Origin of the sequence: Pseudomonas sp. VA159-2, from assembly GCF_024126635.1 — a bacterium.
Classification (GTDB): Bacteria; Pseudomonadota; Gammaproteobacteria; order Pseudomonadales; family Pseudomonadaceae; genus Aquipseudomonas; species Aquipseudomonas muyukensis.
On sequence record NZ_JAMYBV010000002.1, the window covers coordinates 269,121 to 285,789 of the forward strand.

At 66.5% G+C, this 16,669-nt stretch carries 11 protein-coding genes; 6 read left to right on the top strand and 5 right to left on the bottom strand.

All coding sequences use genetic code 11. The features are described from left to right. The first annotated feature begins 165 nt into the window (after nt 1-165). Nucleotides 166-1,350 carry an osmoprotectant NAGGN system M42 family peptidase gene (locus tag NJG22_RS03185; RefSeq protein ID WP_253092488.1) on the top strand — a complete coding sequence of 395 codons (1,185 nt, stop codon included), beginning with the start codon at nt 166-168 and terminating at the stop codon, nt 1,348-1,350. 135 nt (nt 1,351-1,485) lie between these two features. On the opposite strand, the gene NJG22_RS03190 is transcribed toward NJG22_RS03185, so the two are convergent. Next, nucleotides 1,486-3,816 (bottom strand): FdhF/YdeP family oxidoreductase, encoded by a 2,331-nt coding sequence (locus NJG22_RS03190; RefSeq protein WP_253092490.1) that lies wholly within the window; start codon nt 3,814-3,816, stop codon nt 1,486-1,488. Between the two features lie 255 nt (nt 3,817-4,071). On the opposite strand from NJG22_RS03190, the gene moaA reads away from it, so the two are divergent. Next, nucleotides 4,072-5,076 (top strand): GTP 3',8-cyclase MoaA, encoded by a 1,005-nt coding sequence (moaA, locus tag NJG22_RS03195; RefSeq protein WP_253092492.1) that lies wholly within the window; start codon nt 4,072-4,074, stop codon nt 5,074-5,076. Nucleotides 5,077-5,097: 21 nt separating this feature from the next. After that, nucleotides 5,098-5,997: a bestrophin family protein gene (locus NJG22_RS03200; protein WP_253092493.1), complete on the top strand. Its 900-nt coding sequence runs from the start codon at nt 5,098-5,100 to the stop codon at nt 5,995-5,997. A gap of 39 nt (nt 5,998-6,036) precedes the next feature. On the opposite strand, the gene moaB is transcribed toward NJG22_RS03200, so the two are convergent. Further along, nucleotides 6,037-6,576 (bottom strand): molybdenum cofactor biosynthesis protein B, encoded by a 540-nt coding sequence (gene moaB, locus NJG22_RS03205; RefSeq protein WP_253092495.1) that lies wholly within the window; start codon nt 6,574-6,576, stop codon nt 6,037-6,039. Between the two features lie 276 nt (nt 6,577-6,852). Here moaB and sugE point away from each other — a divergent pair, with 276 nt between their 5' ends. Beyond that, complete coding sequence (gene sugE, locus NJG22_RS03210; protein ID WP_134691882.1) at nt 6,853-7,170, top strand: quaternary ammonium compound efflux SMR transporter SugE; 318 nt, start codon at nt 6,853-6,855, stop codon at nt 7,168-7,170. Between the two features lie 16 nt (nt 7,171-7,186). On the opposite strand, the gene NJG22_RS03215 is transcribed toward sugE, so the two are convergent. Both NJG22_RS03215 and NJG22_RS03220 read right to left on the bottom strand, forming a co-directional pair. Further along, nucleotides 7,187-9,061, bottom strand: a complete 1,875-nt coding sequence (locus NJG22_RS03215; protein ID WP_253092497.1) for an MFS transporter — start codon at nt 9,059-9,061, stop codon at nt 7,187-7,189. A gap of 178 nt (nt 9,062-9,239) precedes the next feature. Continuing rightward, nucleotides 9,240-10,379: a TDT family transporter gene (locus tag NJG22_RS03220; RefSeq protein ID WP_253092499.1), complete on the bottom strand. Its 1,140-nt coding sequence runs from the start codon at nt 10,377-10,379 to the stop codon at nt 9,240-9,242. A 160-nt stretch (nt 10,380-10,539) separates the two neighbouring features. Here NJG22_RS03220 and NJG22_RS03225 point away from each other — a divergent pair, with 160 nt between their 5' ends. Further along, complete coding sequence (locus NJG22_RS03225; RefSeq protein WP_253092501.1) at nt 10,540-11,727, top strand: MFS transporter; 1,188 nt, start codon at nt 10,540-10,542, stop codon at nt 11,725-11,727. Between the two features lie 108 nt (nt 11,728-11,835). Further along, complete coding sequence (locus NJG22_RS03230; protein WP_253092503.1) at nt 11,836-15,312, top strand: PAS domain-containing hybrid sensor histidine kinase/response regulator; 3,477 nt, start codon at nt 11,836-11,838, stop codon at nt 15,310-15,312. Here NJG22_RS03230 and rmuC read toward each other — a convergent pair. Continuing rightward, complete coding sequence (rmuC, locus tag NJG22_RS03235) at nt 15,284-16,642, bottom strand: DNA recombination protein RmuC (protein WP_253092630.1); 1,359 nt, start codon at nt 16,640-16,642, stop codon at nt 15,284-15,286. The genes NJG22_RS03230 and rmuC overlap by 29 nt on opposite strands. Nucleotides 16,643-16,669: the final 27 nt, after the last annotated feature.

Below are 16,669 nucleotides of genomic sequence, written 5' to 3' on the forward strand. Positions count from 1 at the left end.
TCGTGCAGGAGCGGCTTTGTGTCGCGAAAGGGTGCGCAGCGCCCCCGGGCGTTCAGCGTCGCTGCATCCATTGCCGGGCCCGCTTTGCGGGCCTTTCGCGACACAAGGCCGCGCCTGCAAAGACCTTGCGCCATTTGCAAATTCAACTCGACCGGAGACCTGGACATGTCCGAACGACACCTCGAACCCGACCTCGACTACCTCAAGCGGGTACTGCTGGAGATGCTCGCCATCCCCAGCCCCACCGGTTTCACCGACACCATCGTGCGCTATGTCGCCGAGCGCCTGGACGAACTGGGCATTCCCTTCGAGCTGACCCGCCGCGGCACCATCCGCGCCACCCTCAAGGGCCGGCAGAACTCCCCCGACCGCGCCGTGTCGGCGCACCTGGACACCATCGGCGCCAGCGTGCGCCAGTTGCAGGACAACGGTCGCCTGGCGCTGGCGGCGGTAGGCTGCTGGTCGAGCCGCTTCGCCGAGGGCAGCCGGGTCAGCGTGTTCACCGACACCGGCGTGTACCGCGGCAGCGTGCTGCCGCTGATGGCCAGCGGGCATGCGTTCAACACCGCCATCGACCAGATGCCGATCAGCTGGGAGCACGTGGAGGTGCGCCTGGACGCCTACTGCGCCACCCGCGCCGACTGCGAGGCCCTCGGCATCGCCATCGGTGACTTCGTCGCCTTCGATCCGCTGCCCGAATTCACCGAGAGCGGCCACATCAGTGCCCGTCACCTGGATGACAAGGCCGGCGTGGCGGCGCTGCTGGCCGCGCTCAAGGCCGTGGTGCAAAGCGGTCGCCAGCCGCTGATCGACTGCCACCCGCTGTTCACCATTACCGAGGAGACCGGCTCTGGGGCCGCGGCCGCCCTGCCCTGGGACGTCAGCGAGTTCGTCGGTATCGATATCGCCCCGGTGGCGCCAGGCCAGGCGTCCAGTGAGCATGCGGTGAGCGTGGCCATGCAGGATTCGTCCGGCCCCTATGACTACCATTTGTCGCGGCACCTGCTGAAACTGGCCGGCGACCAGGACCTGCCGGTACGCCGCGACCTGTTCCGCTACTACTTCAGCGATGCCCACTCGGCGGTGACCGCCGGCCACGATATCCGCACGGCGCTGGTGGCGTTCGGCTGCGATGCCACCCACGGCTACGAGCGCACCCATATCGACAGCCTCGCCGCCCTGAGCAAGCTATTGGCCGGCTACCTGTTGAGCCCACCGGTGTTCGCCAGCGACTCGCAACCGGCCAGCGCCTCGCTGGAGCGCTTCAGCCATCAGCTGGAGCATGACGCGCAGATGGAGAGCGATACCCGGGTACCGGCGGTGGACAGCCTGGTGGGAAACAAAGGCTGACGCCCAGCGCCCCTGGCATGGCGGCAAACCCCGTGGAGGCCGGCCTTGCCGGCGAACACCGGCATGGCCGGTGCCAGCCACCGCGGTGCCTGGTTCGCCAGCAAGCTGGCTACAGTTTATGGCCAGCGCCGCTCCTCACGCCCCTGCGGCTATCACCTCGATACGATTGCCGGCCTGGGCCTTCTCCAGCTTGATCGCCACGAACTTCGAGGTCGGCGTGTAGGTGCCTTCGCCGTAACTGTCCAGTGGCACCAAGGGGTTGGTCTCCGGGTAGTAGGCCGCCGCCTGCCCCTGGGGCACGTCATAGGCCACCAGGCGAAAGCCTGACACCCGGCGCTCGCGGCCATCCTCCCACAGCGACACCAGGTCCACCTGCTCGCCCGGCTCGAAGCCCAGGCGACGGATATCGGCCTCGTTGACGAAGACCACCTCGCGCAGGCCGAACACACCGCGGTAGCGGTCGTCCAAGCCATACAGGGTGGTGTTGTACTGATCATGGGAACGCAAGGTCTGCAGGATCAGGTCCGGTGTGTCACCACGCGCCAGCACCGCTTCGTTGATCAGTTGCACCGGCAGCTCGCTGGCGGTGAAACGCGCCTTGCCGGTAGTCGTGCGGAAGTTGCGCTGCGCGGCGTTGTTGCCCAGGTGGAAACCGCCTGGGTGCTGCAGGCGCGCGTTGAAATCGGCGAAGCCCGGGATCACATCGGCGATCAGGTCGCGAATGCGGCCGTAGTCGGCGATCACATGGTCCCAGTCGATCGGCCGGTTGCCCAGGGTGGCCTGGGCCATGCCGGCGATGATCGCCGGCTCCGAGCGCAGGTGCGGCGAACGCGGCTGCAACTGGCCGTGGGAGATGTGCACCATGCTGAAGGTATCTTCCACGGTGACGCCCTGCGGGCCTTCGGCCTGCAGGTCGATCTCGGTGCGGCCCAGGCACGGCAGGATCAATGCGTCGCGTCCGGTCACCAGGTGCGAGCGGTTGAGCTTGGTGGAAATCTGCACGGTCAGCTCGCAGTTGCGCAGCGCCGCGTGGGTGCGTGGGGTATCCGGCGTGGCTTGGGCAAAGTTGCCGCCCAGGCCGATGAACACCTTGGCCTGCCCCTGCTCCATGGCCTTGATCGCCAGCACCGCGTTGTGCCCGTGCTCGCGGGGCACGCTGAACTGGAAGCGCCGCTCGATGGCATCGAGCAAGTGCGCCTTGGGCTTCTCGTCGATGCCCATGGTGCGATCGCCCTGCACGTTGCTGTGGCCACGCACCGGCGACAGGCCGGCGCCCGGCTTGCCGACGTTACCGCGCAGCAATTGCAGGTTGACGATCTCCTGCACGGTCGGCACCGAGTGGCGGTGCTGGGTGATGCCCATGGCCCAGCACATGATCACCCGCTCGGCCTTGCGGTACATGCGCGCGGCCAACTCGATCTCGGCCTTGCTCAGGCCGGACTGCTCGATGATGTGCTCCCAGGGGGTGGCATCCACCAGGGCCAGGTAATCTTCCACGCCGCTGGTGTGCTCGGCGATGAACGCATGGTCGAGCACCGGCGGCTGGTTGTTCAGCTGCGCCTCGCGCTCCCACTGCAGGAGGAACTTGGCGATCCCGCGCATGGCCGCCATGTCGCCGCCCAAGGCCGGGCGGAAGTACGCGGTGTTGGTCGGCTCGGAGCCGTTGCTGAGCATCTCGAACGGGTGCTGCGGGTGTTGGAAGCGCTCCAGGCCACGCTCTTTCAACGGGTTGAAGCAGACCACCTGGGCGCCGCGCTTGACCGCCTCGCGCAGCGGTTCGAGCATGCGCGGGTGGTTGGTGCCGGGGTTCTGGCCAATGACGAAGATCGCATCGGCCAGCTCCAGGTCATGGAACACCACGGTGCCCTTGCCCACGCCGAGGGTTTCGGCCATGCCCACGCCGCTGGCCTCGTGGCACATGTTCGAGCAGTCGGGGAAGTTGTTGGTGCCGAAGGCGCGCACGAACAACTGGTAGAGGAACGCCGCCTCGTTGCTGGCCCGGCCAGAGGTGTAGAACTCGGCCTGGTCGGGCGACTCGAGGCCGTTGAGGTGCCGGGCGATCAGGGCGAAGGCCTCTTCCCAGCTGGTCGGGACGTAATGGTCGGTGGCCGCGTCATAGCGCATCGGGTGGGTCAGCCGGCCCTGGTACTCGAGCCAGTAGTCGGTCTGTTCGCGCAACGCACTGACGCTGTACTTGGCGAAGAACGCCGGGTCCACCGAGCGGCCGGTGGCCTCCCAGTTCACCGCCTTGGCGCCATTTTCACAGAACTTGACCATGTCGCTTTCCGGCGACTCGCCCCAGGCGCAGCCCGGGCAGTCGAAGCCACCGTTCTGGTTGGTCTTGAGCATGGCCCGCAGGTTCTTGAAGGCGTTCTCGCTGCCCAGCCAGCTCTTGGTCACGCTCTTGAGCGCGCCCCAGCCGGCGGCCGGCCCCTTGTAGTCCCTGATGTGTTCGTCCTGGCTCATGCTGTGAAAATCTCGCGCGGTGTTTTTTCCAGCCTAAGAAGCGCGCCCCAGGCACGTCCAATCGATATGAGTGAAGGCCTGATAAACGCCGTCGATCACAGTCTGCAGCCCTTGCCTGGCGAGGCCTGCAGCCGTGATAGAGGAGACTGATCGAATAGTCGGGCAAAGCAATTTGACGGCACTGGACGCAGGTTATAGCTTGAACCTTGTCTGCGGCCTTGCGCCGCCCCACCCTCTTCAATGTCGAGCGCGAACGTGGAAAAGAACCCCCAGGCCCTGATCGACGGTTTCAACCGCAAAGTCGACTACCTGCGGATGTCGGTCACCGACCGCTGCGACTTCCGCTGCGTCTATTGCATGGCCGAAGACATGCAGTTCCTGCCGCGCCAGCAGATCCTCAGCCTCGAGGAGCTGTACCAGGTTGCCGAACGCTTCGTCGCCCTGGGCACCCGCAAGATCCGCCTGACCGGCGGCGAGCCGCTGGTACGCCAGGGCATCGTCGAGCTGTGCGGGCGCATCGCCGCCCTGCCCGGCCTGCGCGAACTGTGCCTGACGAGTAACGGCTCGCAGTTGGGCCGCCTGGCCCAGCCGTTGTTCGATGCCGGCGTGTCGCGCCTGAACATCAGCCTCGACAGCCTCGACCGCGAACGCTTCCGCGCCCTGACCCGCACCGGTGACCTCGACCAGGTGATCGCCGGCATCGACGCCGCCCGCGCCGCCGGTTTCCGTCGCACCAAGCTCAACGCCGTGGTACTCAAGGGCCGCAACGACCATGAGATCGTCGACCTGGTGCGCTTTGCCATCGACCGCGAACTGGACATCTCCTTCATCGAGGAGATGCCCCTGGGCGTGATCAGCGAACACGAACGTGGCGAGTCGTTCTGCTCCAGCGATGATGTACGCGCGCGCCTGGCCGAGCACTTCACCCTGATCGAATCGGCCGAGTCGTCACAGGGCCCGGCGCGCTACTGGCGCCTGGCCGAGGCGCCGCACACCCGGGTCGGTTTCATTTCGCCGCACAGCCACAACTTCTGCGCCACCTGCAACCGCGTGCGCCTGACCGTCGAAGGCCGCCTGTTGTTGTGCCTGGGCAACGAGCACTCGGTGGACCTCAAGCAGGTCCTGCGCCAGCACCCCGGCGACCGCGAGCGCCTGGAACAGGCGATCCGCGACGCCATGCAGCTCAAGCCCTACCGCCACCACTTCGAGGTCGGCGGCGAGGTGCAGATCCTGCGTTTCATGAACATGACCGGCGGCTGATCGGCTGCCTCTGGAACCGCCTTGATCGTCCATCCACGCCCCGACATGCTGCGCGTGCTGTTCACCCTCAAAGGCTCGATTATCCAGCGCATCGCCTTGCGCTGCCTGGGGGTGACCTTGCTGGCGGCCTTGATCGTGCTGATCGAGCGGCACTACCCGGCGCTGTTCTACCCGGTCAGCGCCACGCCGTTCACCTTGCTCGGCCTGTCGTTGTCGATCTTCATGAGCTTTCGCAACAACGCCTGCTACGACCGCTGGTGGGAAGGCCGCAAGGCCTGGGGGCGAATGATCATCGAAGTGCGCTCGTTCACCCGCGAGAGCGTGGTGATCAAGGACCAACAGCTGCGCACGCTGCTGCTGCGCAACCTGTGCGGCTTCGCCCACGCCCTCAACGCCCGGCTGCGCAACGAGGACGAACTGCGCGCCGCCCGCCCCTGGCTGGGCGAGCAGGCGCGGATCGCCCCCCATAATGTCTGCGACGGCATCCTGCGCGAGGTGGGCGAACATTGTTCACGGCTGGCCGAACAAGGCGCGCTCAGCGAGTTCCGCTACACCAGCCTGGCGCAGCGCCTGGCGGGGCTTTCGGACGTGCAGGCCACCTGCGAGCGGATCAAGGGCACGCCATTGCCGTTCCCCTACACCCTGCTGCTGCACCGCACCATCTATATCTTCTGCCTGCTGCTGCCGTTCGCCCTGGCCGAACCCTTGGGCTGGCTGGCGCCGTTGTTCACCACCATCGTCAGCTACACCTTCTTCGGCCTGGATGCGATCGGCAACGAGCTGGAGGACCCGTTCGGGCGCGACGAGAACGATTTGCCCACCGATGCGCTGGTGCGCACCCTAGAGCGCGATGTGCTGGCGGCGCTGGGGCACGAGCCGCTGCCGCCGGCGCTGCAGCCGGTGGATCATGTGCTGAGTTGAAGCCCCATCGCGACTTGCCCCGCGATGGGCTTGCCGAGGTCAACCGCGGCTTGCGCAGGCCCGGATCGGCTTGAGGTGGGCGACGAAGTTGCATGGCCGGTGCCGGGCATCCAGCTGCTCGGCGAGAATCCCCTCCCACGCCGTGCGGCAAGCGCCGGTCGAGCCCGGCAGGCAGCACACCAGGGTGCCATTGGCCATGCCGGCCAACGCCCGGCTCTGCACCGTGGAAGTACCAATGTCGAGAATCGACAGGGCGCGGAACAGCTCGCCAAAGCCATCGATGTGCTTGTCCAGCAGGCAGCCCACCGCTTCCGGCGTGCTGTCACGCCCGGTGAAGCCGGTGCCGCCGGTGATCAGCACTACCTGCACCTGCTCGTCGGCGATCCAGCTGGCGACCTGGGCGCGGATCTTGTACAGGTCGTCCTTGAGCAGCTCGCGCGCCACCAGGCGATGGCCGACGCCAACCGCGCGGCTGGCCAGCAGCTCACCGGAGCTGTCGTTGTCGAAGGTACGGGTGTCGCTGACGGTCAGCACGGCGATGTTCAGCGGCACGAACACCGCATCGGATTTCACGCTCATGGGAACTGCTCCACAAATGGGCTCGCGGCCACGTTAGAGACAACCCCTGGCAGCGTCCAATCGATAGCGCATACCGCATGATCGACGCTTTCTATCACGGCCAGGCCCCCGCCAACAGGCGCGACCTCTGCCGCGAACGGCTGGTAGCTATAGCGCAGGGCGCTTGCCGGCGCGCTGAAAAATGTGCACTATACTGCGCACTGTGAGGACGACCTCACGACGCTGTGCGTGACCATTCCGGGGACGGCCCCATCCTTGAAACGATGGAGAATTACCATGTCCTGGATCATCCTGTTCTTCGCCGGCCTGTTCGAAGTCGGCTGGGCTGTCGGCCTCAAGTACACCGACGGCTTCACCCGCCCCCTGCCCACCGTGCTCACCGTCGGCGCCATGGTCATCAGCCTCGGCCTGTTGGGCCTGGCCATGAAAGAACTGCCGCTGGGCACCGCCTATGCCATCTGGACCGGCGTCGGCGCGGTCGGCACGGTCATCGCCGGCATCATCCTGTTCGGCGAATCCATGGCCCTGGTGCGTTTGGTCAGCGTTGCCCTGATCATCTGCGGCCTGGTCGGCCTGAAGGTCAGCGCCAGCTGACCTTCGCCCCACCGCCTTAGCGTATGGCGCCGCGCAGCAGGCTCACCTGTTCGCGCAGCGCTTCAGGCTGCGCCGCCTCCGCCGGGATGGCGGCGCCAGCCACGATGGTCACCCGCGACCACAGGCGCTTGAACAAGCCCTTGTTCGGATCGCGGCTGAAGAAACTCCCCCACAGCCCCTGCAGCGCCAACGGAATCACCGGCACTGGCGTTTGCTCCAGGATACGGCTGACCCCACCCTTGAACACATCGATCTCACCGTCCGCACTCAGCTTGCCCTCGGGGAAGATGCACACCAGCTCGCCGTCGGCCAGGTACTGGGCGATGCGGGCGAAGGCTCGCTCGTAGGTAGCCTCGTCTTCGCCACGCCCGGCGATCGGGATGGCCCCGGCAGTGCGGAACACGAAGTTGAGCACCGGCAGGTTGTAGATCTTGTAGTACATGACGAAACGGATCGGCCGGCGGATGGCGCCGCCGAGCAGGAGCGCGTCGACGAAGGAAACATGGTTGCACACCAGCAGCGCCGCGCCTTCGTCGGGAATACGCTGCAACTCGCGGTGCTCGACCCGGTACATCGAATGGCTGAGCAGCCAGATCAGGAAGCGCATGGTGAATTCCGGCACGATCCGGAAGATATAGGCATTGACCGCGATATTGAGCAGCGACACCACCAGGAACAATTGCGGGATACTCAGCTTGGCCAGGCTCAACAGGACGATGCTGAGGATCGCCGAAACCACCATGAACAGCGCGTTGAGGATGTTGTTGGCGGCGATCACCCGGGCCCGCTCGCCTTCTGCGGTGCGCGCCTGGATCAAGGCGTACAGCGGCACGATGTAGAAGCCGCCGAACACCCCAAGACCGACGATAGAGAGCATGATCCACCAGGCCTGGCTCATGCCCAGCAGGGCCAGCCAGTCATGGGGCGTCGCCGCGGCGGGAACGTCCCCGGAGTGCCACCACCAGAGCAGGCCGAACAGGGTCAGGCCAAACGAGCCGAACGGCACCAGGCCAATTTCCACCTTGCGTCCGCTGAGGCGCTCGCACAGCAGCGAACCGACGGCGATGCCCACCGAGAACAGGGTCAGCACCAGGGTGACCACGGTTTCGTCGCCATGCAGCCAGTCCTTGGCATAGGCCGGGATCTGCGTGAGGTAGATGGCGCCGACGAACCAGAACCACGAGTTGCCGACGATCGAGCGCGACACCGCCGGGGTCTGCCCCAGGCCCAGGCGCAGGGTGGCCCAGGACTGCTTGAAGATGTTCCAGTCCAGTTTCATCTGCGGTGCCGCGGCGGCGGCGCGGGGGATCCAGCGACTGGCCAGGTAGCCGAGCACGGCGGTGCCGACCACGCCTGCCGCGGCAAGCGCGGCGTAGCTGGACGACGACATCAGCACCCCGGCGCCGATGGTCCCGGCCAGGATCGCCAGGAAGGTGCCCATCTCCACCAGACCGTTGCCGCCCACCAGTTCCTCCTCGCGCAGGGCCTGGGGCAGGATCGAATATTTCACCGGGCCGAACAGCGCCGAGTGGGTGCCCATGGCGAACAGCGCCAGCAGCATCAGCTCCAGGTGGTGGGTAACGAAACCGGTCGCGCCGATGGCCATGATGGCGATCTCGGCCAGCTTGATCGCGCGGATCAGCCGGTCCTTGGCGAATTTCTCGCCAAACTGCCCGGCCAATGCCGAGAACAGGAAGAACGGCAGGATGAACAGCAAGGCGCAGAGGTTGACCCAGATCGAGCGGTCGCCTTCCAGGCTCAGCTTGTAGAGGATCGCCAGGATCAGCGACTGCTTGAACAGGTTGTCGTTGAAGGCACCCAGCGACTGGGTAATGAAGAACGGCAGGAAGCGCCGCTTGCCGAGCAAGGTGAATTGCGAGGGGTGACTCATCGTCCTTGTACCTGGTTGGGCTTTGTCATTGGAGGCACGCACAGCGCGGGAAGCCACAAATCTGCACGGGAATGGCCAGCGAAGGCAACCCGTAGCCACGCAATTGGCCGGCACCTACGGGTGCGCCCCCTTGTAGGCGCCGGCCTTGCCAGCGAACAAGCCCTGCCAGGCACCCCCGTCAGCGCTGGGCGATACACGGCGATACGAACAACTCGCCGCGCCAGGCGCCGCGCAAGGTGCGGCTGGCCACCACGGCCCAGAGCAGTGCCAGCGCCACCACCAGCACCTGGCCGAACACACTGAAGAAACCCAGCCCCAGCCAGGCCGCCAGTTTCAGCGTGGCCAGGCAGTACACCCCGAGCGGGAAGGTGAAGCCCCACCAGCCCAGGTTGAACGGCATGCCCTGGCGCATGTAGCGCAGGGTGATCAGCACCGCGGTCAACAGCCACCACAGCCCCGCGCCCCACAGCACGATCCCGGCCACCAGCCCCAGCCCGCGCGCCACCTCGCCCAACCCACCCAGGCCATTGGCGGCGAACACTGCCGGCGCATCGCCACCGAGCAGCAGCATGCCCAGCGCGCCAGTACCGATCGGGCCCAGCGCCAACCAGCTGGAAGCGGCCATGTTGGCCGGCGGCAACTTGTGCAGGGCCATGCGCAGCATGAGGATGGTCAGGATGCTGAACGCCACCGGCAACGACACCGCCCACATCACGTAGCTGGTCACCACCACCAGGAACTGCTGGTGGGCATCGGCCAGGTGCGGGGCCAGCAGGCCACCACTGGCCGCGGCGACTTCCGCCGCCACCACCGGCAGCAGCCAGACGGCGGTCATCTGGTCGATGCTGTGTTCCTGGCGGGTGAACATCAGGTAGGGAATGGCCACCCCGCACAGCAGCGCCAGGCCCACGTCCAGCCACCACAAGGCCTCGACCCAGGGCACCACGGCCTCGCCCCAGCGCGCCAGGCCGAACACCAGGGCACCATTGAGGATGGTGGCCAGGCCCATGGGGATGGTGCCGAAGAACATCGACACGGTGGAGTGGGCGAAGATGCGCCGGGCTTCGTCGAAGAACAGCAGCCAGCGGGCGCCGTACAGGACACAGAACAGGGTGAACAGGCCAATGGTCAGCCACCACAGCCCTTCGGCCACGCAGTCCAGTACCGGCACCTGGAGCTGGTGAAACGCCAGGGCCAGCACGCCGGTGCCCATGGTCGCCGCGAACCAGTTGGGGGTGAACTGGCGAATCACCTCGCGCGGGTGCGCCAGTTGGCTGAGCGGGCGCCAGCAAGGCGCGTGGGTCTGGGTGCATGGCATGAGCGTTTCTCCTGGCCTTGGGTAAGGTAGGGCTATCTTATGCCGACAAAGAATATCTATATAACGGGTAATTTCTCTATCTGTTATCGGTTTTATAAATATATCGCCCGAGCCCTCGCCTGGCATATGCTTGCCCACTAACAACGACAAGGATCGGTCGATGCTCCGCGCCCTGAAACACTATCCAGCCGCCGTGCGCCTGCTGCTGTTCACCACCTTCACCCTGACCATGGCCCGGGCGATCACCCTGCCCTATCTGGTGGTGTACCTGTCGGCGCACATGGGCCTGTCGGTCGGCCACACCGGCCTGCTGGTGGGTGGCGCCATGCTCCTGGCATCCATGCTCAGCCTCTATGGCGGGCACCTGGTCGACACCCTGCGCAGCCACACGCTGATCGTCGCCTGCACGCTGGTATTCGCCCTGGCCTTCATTGGCATCGTCAGCAGTACCTCGGCGGTGCTGTTCTTCTGCTTCCTGGTGGTGGCCTACCTGGCCCAGACCGTCGTCGACATTGCCGCCAAGGCCGGGTTCTGCGCCCTGCTGCCCGAGCAGCGGCGCGGCGAAGCGTTCGCCATCAAGTACACGTTCAACAACATCGCCTGGGCCGCAGGGCCGATGCTCGGGGTGCTGTTGATCGAGGCCGACGACCACTTGCCGTTCCTGGTATCGGCGCTGATCGGCCTCGGTTTGAGCCTGGCTTACTACCGGCTGGGCGAGCGCAACCTGCTGAGCCTGCGCGAGGACGGGCCCGCGGCGGGTTTTGCCCAGGTTGCCCTGGGCATGCTGCGCGACCGACGGCTGGTCTGCTTCACCCTGGGCGGGGTGCTCAGCGCCGTGGTATTCGGCCAGTTCACCGCCTACCTGTCGCAGTACCTGGTGGTCACGCTGCAGGACCCCGCCGAGGTAGCGCGCCTGGCCAGCTACCTGGTCACCACCAATGCCCTCGCAGTCATCTGCCTGCAGTACCTGATCGGCCGACGCATCGCCCGCCAGCACCTGATGCCCTGGCTGATGGCCGGCATGGCCATGTTCATCGCCGGGTTGCTGGGCTTCTCGTTGGCCGCTTCGGCACCGGCCTGGTGCCTGGCCATGCTGGTGTTCACCCTGGGCGAGATCATCGTGATCCCGGCCGAGTTCATGTTCATCGACCTGATCGCGCCGGAGCACCTGCGCGGGGTTTATTATGGCGCGCAGAACCTTTCCAACCTGGGCGCGGGGCTGGGGCCGATCCTGGTGGGCCTGGCGCTGGGGCATGTGCTGCCGGTGGCGGTGTTTTACCTGCTGATCGGGTCGGTCGCATTGGCAGCCCTTTTCTATTGGTTGGGCACCCGTGGGCGGGTTGAATGAACCCTGCGACGTCCTGCCACTGCGACCATGGTCGGCGCTGACGAGGCGCCGCCTGCGTGCCAGACTGATTGATCGGGATCGCGTTTCTTTTTCTGCTCCGGAGTTTGCATGTCGTTGTCCAGCGGGCTGATCGCCGTGGTCGCCCTGGCCTATATGGCCATCATGTTCGCCATCGCCTTCTACGGCGACCGCCGCAGCACACCGTTGCCGCCGCGCCTGCGCGCCTGGGTGTACAGCCTGTCGCTGGCGGTGTACTGCACCAGCTGGACCTTCTTCGGCGCGGTCGGCCAGGCCGCCGAGCAGCTCTGGGCATTCCTGCCCATCTACCTGGGCCCGGTGCTGTTGCTGATCTTCGCGCCCTGGGTGGTGCAGAAGATGGTGCTGATCAGCAAGCAGCAGAACATCACCTCGATCGCCGACTTCATCGCCGCGCGCTACGGCAAGTCGCAGACCCTCGCCGTGGTGGTGGCGCTGATCTGCCTGGTCGGCGTGCTGCCTTACATCGCCCTGCAGCTCAAGGGCATCGTGCTGGGCGTCAACCTGCTGATCGGCGCCAGCGCCGATGCCACCGGCAGCCGGGTGCAGGACACCGCCCTGGTGGTGTCGCTGGTGCTGGCGCTGTTCGCCATCGTGTTCGGCACCCGCAGCCTCGACGTCACCGAACACCACCGCGGCATGGTGCTGGCCATCGCCTTCGAGTCGCTGGTCAAGTTGCTGGCCTTCCTCGCGGTGGGCGTGTTCGTGGTGTTCAACCTGTACGACGGCTTCGACGACCTGTTCACCCAGGCACGCCAGTCGGTGCACCTGGACAGCTATTGGCAGGAGACCATCAACTGGCCGTCGATGGTGGTGCAGACCGCCGTGGCGATGATGGCGATCATCTGCCTGCCGCGGCAGTTCCACGTTACCGTGGTGGAGAACATCGAGCCCCAGGACATGCGCCTGGCGCGCTGGGTGTTCCCGCTGTACCTGGCCCTGGCCGCGCTGTTCGTGGTGCCGATCGCCCTGGCCGGGCAAATGTTGCTGCCAGGCACGGTGATCTCCGACTCCTTCGTCATCAGCCTGCCATTGGCCGAGGCGCACCCGAGCCTGGCCCTGCTGGCCTTCATCGGCGGCGCCTCGGCGGCCACCGGCATGGTCATCGTCGAGGCCGTGGCGTTGTCGACCATGGTCTCCAACGACATGCTGCTGCCCTGGCTGCTACGGCGCAACAACGCCGAGCGGCCGTTCGAGGTGTTCCGCCACTGGATGCTCTCGGTGCGCCGGGTGACCATCGTGGTGATCCTGCTGCTGGCCTACGTCAGCTACCGCCTGCTGGGCTCCACCGCGAGCCTGGCCACCATCGGCCAGATCGCCTTTGCCGCAGTGACCCAGCTGACCCCGGCGATGCTCGGCGCGCTGTACTGGAAGCAGGCCAACCGCCGCGGCGTGTTCGCCGGCCTCGCCGCGGGTATCTTCCTGTGGTTCTACACCCTGGTGCTGCCGATCACCGCCCATAGCCTGGGCTGGTCGCTGGCGCTGTTCCCGGGCCTGGCCTGGCTGCACGGCAATCCGCTGAACCTGCCGATCACCCCGCTGACCCAGGGCGTGGTGTTGTCGCTGGCGGGTAACTTCACCCTCTTCGCCTGGGTCTCGATCCTGTCGCGCACGCGGGTTTCCGAGCACTGGCAGGCCGGGCGCTTCATCGGCCAGCAGACCAGCGCCCGCCCCAGCAGCAAACCGCTGCTGGCGGTGCAGATCGACGACCTGCTCAAGCTTGCCGCGCGCTTCGTCGGCGAGGAACGCGCCCGGCAGAGCTTCATCCGCTTCGCCTATCGCCAGGGCAAGGGTTTCAACCCCAACCAGAACGCCGACGGCGACTGGATCGAGCACACCGAACGGCTGCTGGCCGGCGTGCTCGGCAGTTCCTCGACCCGCGCGGTGGTCAAGGCCGCCATCGAAGGCCGCGACATGCAGCTCGAGGACGTGGTGCGCATCGCCGACGAGGCCAGCGAGGTGCTGCAGTTCAACCGCGCATTGCTGCAAGGGGCCATCGAGAACATCAACCAGGGCATCAGCGTCGTCGACCAGAACCTGCACCTGGTGGCCTGGAACCGTCGCTACCTCGAACTGTTCAACTACCCCGACGGGCTGATCAGCGTCGGCCGGCCGATTGCCGACATCATCCGCTACAACGCCGACCGCGGCCTGTGCGGCCCGGGCGAGGCCCAGGTGCATGTGGCGCGGCGCCTGCACTGGATGCGCCAGGGGCGCGCCCATTCCTCCGAACGGCTGTTCCCCAATGGCCGGGTGATCGAGCTGATCGGCAACCCGATGCCCGGCGGTGGTTTCGTCATGAGCTTCACCGACATCACCCCGTTCCGCGAAGCCGAGCAGGCCCTGCGCGACGCCAACGAGGGCCTCGAGCAGCGGGTCGCCGAACGCACCCACGAGCTGTCGCAGCTCAACCAGGCGCTGAGCGAGGCCAAGAGCCGCGCCGAGGCCGTCAGCCAGTCGAAAACCCGATTCCTGGCTGCCGTCAGCCATGACCTGATGCAGCCGCTGAACGCCGCGCGGTTGTTCTCCGCGGCGTTGTCGCAACAGGCCGAGGGCATGAACGACGAAGCCCGCCAGCTGGTCCAGCACATGGACAGCTCGCTGCGTTCGGCCGAAGAGCTGATCAGCGACCTGCTGGATATCTCGCGCCTGGAGAACGGCCGGGTCACCCCGGACGTCAAGCCCTTCGCCCTCAACCAGCTGTTCGATACCCTCGGTGCCGAGTTCAAGCTGCTGGCCGCCGAAAAAGGCCTGGCATTTCGCCTGCGCGGCAGCCGCCTGCGGGTCGACAGCGACATGAAGCTGCTGCGCCGGGTGCTGCAGAACTTCCTCACCAATGCCTTGCGCTATGGCAAGGGGCCAATCCTGCTCGGCGTGCGTCGCCAGGGCGAGCGCTTGTGGCTGGAAGTATGGGACCGCGGCCCGGGCATCGCCGACGACAAGCTGGCGGTGATCTTCCAGGAGTTCAAGCGCCTGGACAGCCACCAGACCCGCGCCGAGAAAGGCCTGGGCCTGGGCCTGGCGATTGCCGACGGCCTGTGCCGGGTGCTCGGCCACCAGCTCGAGGTACGTTCCTGGCCAGGCAAGGGCAGTGTGTTCCGGGTTGGCGTGCCCATCGCCCGTAGCGCCGCCCCCGCAGCGCCAGCACCGGTGGAGCAGGCAGGCCAGCCCCTGGGCGGGCTGCAGGTGCTGTGCGTGGACAACGAAGACAGCATCCTGATCGGCATGAACAGCCTGCTCAGCCGCTGGGGCTGCCAAGTGTCCACCGCGCGCAACCAGGCCGAATGCGAGGCGTTGCTGGCCAAGGGCTTGCGCCCGCACCTGGCGCTGGTGGACTTCCACCTCGACGACGGCGAAACCGGTACCGGGCTGATGGGCTGGCTACGCGCGCGCCTGGGCGAACCGGTGCCCGGTGTGGTGATCAGCGCCGACGGGCGCAACGAAACCATTGCCATGGTCCATGCCGCCGGCCTGGACTACCTGGCCAAGCCGGTCAAGCCGGCGGCCTTGCGCGCCTTGCTCAACCGCCATCTGAGCCTGGTTCAGTAAGCGCCTCGTCGCTCAGGGCGCGCTCGATCAACTCGGCCGGCAGGCTCTTGCTGGCCCGGGCGCCGAGCAGCTTGAGCTGCTCGCTGCGGCTGACCAGGTTGCCACGGCCCTCGCACAGCTTGTTGCGTGCCGCGGCATAGGCCTTGTCGACCTGGGCCAGGCGCGCGCCCAGCTCGTCCAGGTCCTGGATGAACAGCACGAACTTGTCGTACAGCCAGCCGGCGCGTTCGGCGATCTCCCGGGCGTTCTGGCCCTGGCGCTCCTGCTTCCACAGGCTGTCGATCACCCGCAAGGTGGCCAGCAAGGTGGTGGGGCTGACGATCACGATCTGCCGGTCGAAGGCTTCCTGGAACAGGTTCGGCTCGGCCTGCAACGCCGCCGAGAACGCCGCCTCGATAGGCACGAACAACAGCACGAAATCCAGGCTGTGCAGGCCTTCGAGGCGATTGTAGTCCTTGCTCGACAGCCCTTTGACGTGGTTGCGCAGCGACTGCACATGCTGCTTGAGCGCCGCCTCGTCGTTGTTGCCGACGAACTGCTGGTAGGCGGTCAGGCTGACCTTGGCGTCGACCACCACCTGCTTGTCGCCCGGCAGCATGATCAGCACATCGGGCTGGAACCGCTCGCCATCGGCGCTCTTGAGGCTGACCTGGGTCTGGTACTCGCGGCCCTTCTCCAGGCCCGCGTGCTCCAGCACCCGCTCGAGGATCAGCTCGCCCCAGTTGCCCTGGGTCTTCTGGCCCTTGAGCGCCTGGGTGAGGTTGGTGGCTTCGTCGGACAGGCGCAGGTTGAGCTGCTGCAGGCGCTCGAGCTCCTTGCCCAGCGAAAAGCGCTCGCGGGCCTCTTGCTGGTAGCTTTCCTCGACGCGTTTTTCGAAGGCCTGGATGCGCTCCTTGAGCGGATCGAGCAACTGGCCCAGGTGCTGCTGGCTGGTCTGGGCAAAGCGCTGCTCGCGCTCGTCGAAGATCTTCGTGGCCATGTCGGCGAACTGCGCACGCAGGGTATCGCGGGCCTCCTGCAGGTCTTCCAGGCGTTGCTGGTGGTTTTCCTGCTGCTCGCGCAGCTCGGCTTCCAGGCGCGCGGCCTGGGCCTCCAGGCGGCGCAGCTCGGCTTCGCGGTTGGCCCGCTCCAGGCTCCAGGCATGGGCGGCGTCGCGGGCGTTGTCGCGGTCGATCTGCAGCAGTTCCAGCTCTCGGCCCTGGGCCGCCAGCTGGGTCTGCTTGACGGTGTTGGCCTCGCCAAGGTCGCTGATTTCGTCGCGACAGGCCTCCAACTGCGCCTGCAAGCCGGCCTGGGCCAGTTGCGCGGCATTCAGGCGCTCCTCGAGCAGGGCCTGCTCGGCCTTGCGCGCGCCCTG